Source organism: Pseudomonas sp. PNPG3 (assembly GCF_023093815.1).
Classification (GTDB): Bacteria; Pseudomonadota; Gammaproteobacteria; order Pseudomonadales; family Pseudomonadaceae; genus Aquipseudomonas; species Aquipseudomonas asiatica.
Genome location: NZ_JALLKV010000093.1, coordinates 9768 through 12303, shown reverse-complemented (window position 1 = coordinate 12303; position 2536 = coordinate 9768). Strand labels below are relative to the sequence as shown.

3 protein-coding genes are annotated in these 2536 nt (G+C 61.0%); all 3 read right to left on the bottom strand.

What is annotated here, in order from left to right; all coding sequences use genetic code 11:
- Positions 1 to 56: 56 nt before the first annotated feature.
- The 3 genes from tcyN to tcyJ are packed head-to-tail and all read right to left on the bottom strand — an operon-like array spanning position 57 to position 2277.
- Positions 57 to 815, bottom strand: a complete 759-nt coding sequence (gene tcyN, locus MJ643_RS29580; RefSeq protein ID WP_013970435.1) for an L-cystine ABC transporter ATP-binding protein TcyN — start codon at positions 813 to 815, stop codon at positions 57 to 59.
- Between the two features lie 2 nt (positions 816 to 817).
- The gene (gene tcyL / locus MJ643_RS29575; protein WP_013970436.1) at positions 818 to 1486 is read right to left on the bottom strand and encodes a cystine ABC transporter permease; all 669 of its coding nucleotides are present in this window, start codon (positions 1484 to 1486) and stop codon (positions 818 to 820) included.
- Entirely contained in the window at positions 1483 to 2277 is a 795-nt protein-coding gene (tcyJ, locus tag MJ643_RS29570) for a cystine ABC transporter substrate-binding protein (protein WP_013970437.1), read from the bottom strand. The genes tcyL and tcyJ overlap by 4 nt, the downstream gene beginning before the upstream one ends.
- Positions 2278 to 2536: the final 259 nt, after the last annotated feature.

Genomic DNA, 2536 nt, shown 5'->3' with positions numbered 1-2536 from the left:
CTCCCTTCAAGTCTAACCATACAAGCTGGCTTGCCGGCGATAGGGCCAGTGCAGGTTTACTCGGAGGCAGCAGTCCCCAGGAACTTGCGCAAGAACTGCCGGGTACGCTCTTCCTTCGGCGCCGCAAACAGCGCCTTGGCCTCGCCCTGTTCCACGATCACGCCCTTGTCGAAGAAGATCACCCGGTTCGCCACATCCCGGGCAAAGCTCATCTCGTGGGTAACGATGATCATTGTGCGCTTCTCCTCGGCCAGGCCGCGGATGGTCGCCAGCACTTCACCCACCAGTTCGGGGTCCAGCGCCGAGGTCGGCTCGTCGAACAGGATCACCTCCGGCTCCATTGCCAAGGCGCGGGCGATGGCCACCCGTTGTTGCTGGCCACCGGACAGGCGCCGCGGGTAGGCGTCTTCCTTGCCGGCCAGGCCGACCTTGGCCAGCAGGCGCCGGCCCAGTTCGATCGCCTGCTCGCGGGGTGTCTTCTTGACGATCACCGGCCCCTCGATCACGTTTTCCAGGGCGGTGCGATGAGGGAACAGGTTGAAGTTCTGGAACACGAACCCGGCCTGCTGGCGCAAGCGGCGAATCGCACTTTGCTGCCCACCCAGCGGGCGGTTGGCGTCGATGCTGATATCGCCGATCTGAATCTGCCCGGCATCGGGTGTTTCCAGCAGGTTCAGGCAACGCAGGAAGGTTGTCTTGCCCGAGCCGCTGGGGCCGATGATGGCCACCACTTCGCCGGGTTGTACGGTCAGGTCGATACCGTTGAGCACGGTCTGGCCTTTGAACCGCTTGGTCAGGCCTTTGACTTCAATCATGCTCAATGCTCCTGGTCATGCTGGTTGACTCGCGCTTCCATGCGGTTCTGGAAGTGCGCGAGGATGCTGCACAACACCCAGTAGATGACCGCTACCGCCACGTACATAGTGAACACTTCGAAGGTGCGTGCGGTGATCAGCTGGGCCTGGCGGAACAGCTCGGGCACCTGGATGGTTGCCGCCAGGGCAGTGTCCTTGACCAGCGAGATGAAGCTGTTGCCCAACGGCGGCAGTGCGGTGCGCAAGGCCTGGGGCAGGATCGCCCGGCGCATGGCCTGGACGCGGGTCATGCCGATACTGGCGGCGGCTTCCCACTGGCCATGGTCGATCGAGGAAATCGCCGCGCGCAGGATTTCGCAGATGTAGGCGGCCATGTTCAGCGACAGGCCGATCAGCGAAGCCGGGATCGGGTCGAGTTCGATGCCGATCTGCGGCATGCCGAAGTAGATGACGAACAGCTGCACCAGCAGCGGCGTGCCGCGGAAGAACGACACGTAGACCCGCGCCAGCCAGTTCAGGGGCAATATCTTCGACAACCGCATCAGTGCCAGGGCAAAGCCCAGCACCAGGCCGAAGAACATGCCGCCAACACTGAGCAGCACTGTATAGCCCGCGCCCTTCAGCAGGAAGGGCGCGGAGTCGACAACGAGTTGCAGGCTTTCAGCGATCATTTGGTGACATCGGCACCGAAGTATTTCTCGGACAGCTTGGCCAGCGTGCCGTCAGCCTTGAGCTTGTCCAGCGCCTTGTTGATCGCTGCCAGCAGTTCCGGCTCGCCCTTGCGCAGGGCCACGCCGCTTTCCAGGCGCGAGAAGGCATCGCCGGCCAGTTCGGTGTCCTTGGCTTTTTGCGCGTATTCCAGCGCGGCCAGGCGGTCGATCAGGATGGCGTCGATACGGCCGTTGCGCAGGTCGGCGAACTTGCTCGGGTCGTCTTCATAGGTGCGCACATCGGCTTGTGGCACGTCCTTCTTGACCCATTGCTCGTAGTTGGTGCCCAGGCCTACACCGACCTTCTTGCCTGCCAGGTCTGCGGCCTTGTGGATGTTCAGCTGCTCGGCCTTCTTCTTCAGGATCAGCGCCTGGATGCCGGAGATGGTGTAAGGCTCGGAGAAGTCATACTTCTTCTTGCGCTCTTCGGAAATGGTCACCTGGTTGATCACCACGTCCAGGCGCTTGGATTCCAGTGCGGCGAGGATGCCGTCCCACTTGGTCGGCTGCACCTTGGCATTTACCCCCAGCTCCTTGGCCAGCAGCTCGGACAGTTCCACTTCGAAGCCGGTCAGCTTGCCGTTTTCGTCCTGGAAGCTGAACGGTGGGTAGGTGCCTTCGAGGCCGACGTTGATCACGCCTTTTTCCTGGATGGTCTTCAGCTGCTCGCCAGCGAAGGCCTGACTGAGCAGGCCGGCACCCAGCAGGAGTGCCAGGCTGGCGTTGAGTAGCGGTTTGGCGAATTTCGACATTTCAGAGCCCCGCGCTTGTTGTGTAAGTAGTGGGTGGCGACTATAGGGTCGGCTGCTTAGGCCAGGAAATACTAAAAAATTATTTTGTTATTTCCTTTTGGTTTTTGCCAGGTGCTGGCTGCATTGAGGGTAGGCGAGGTTGCCTGCTCCGTCATCGCGGCTTATGCCTGACTTAGCGCAGGATGGAATAAAGCGTTGTTTTTTCCAAGGGATGGATTTGCCGTAGAGTGAATTGCATGTAGGCAGGTCCGGCCTCTTC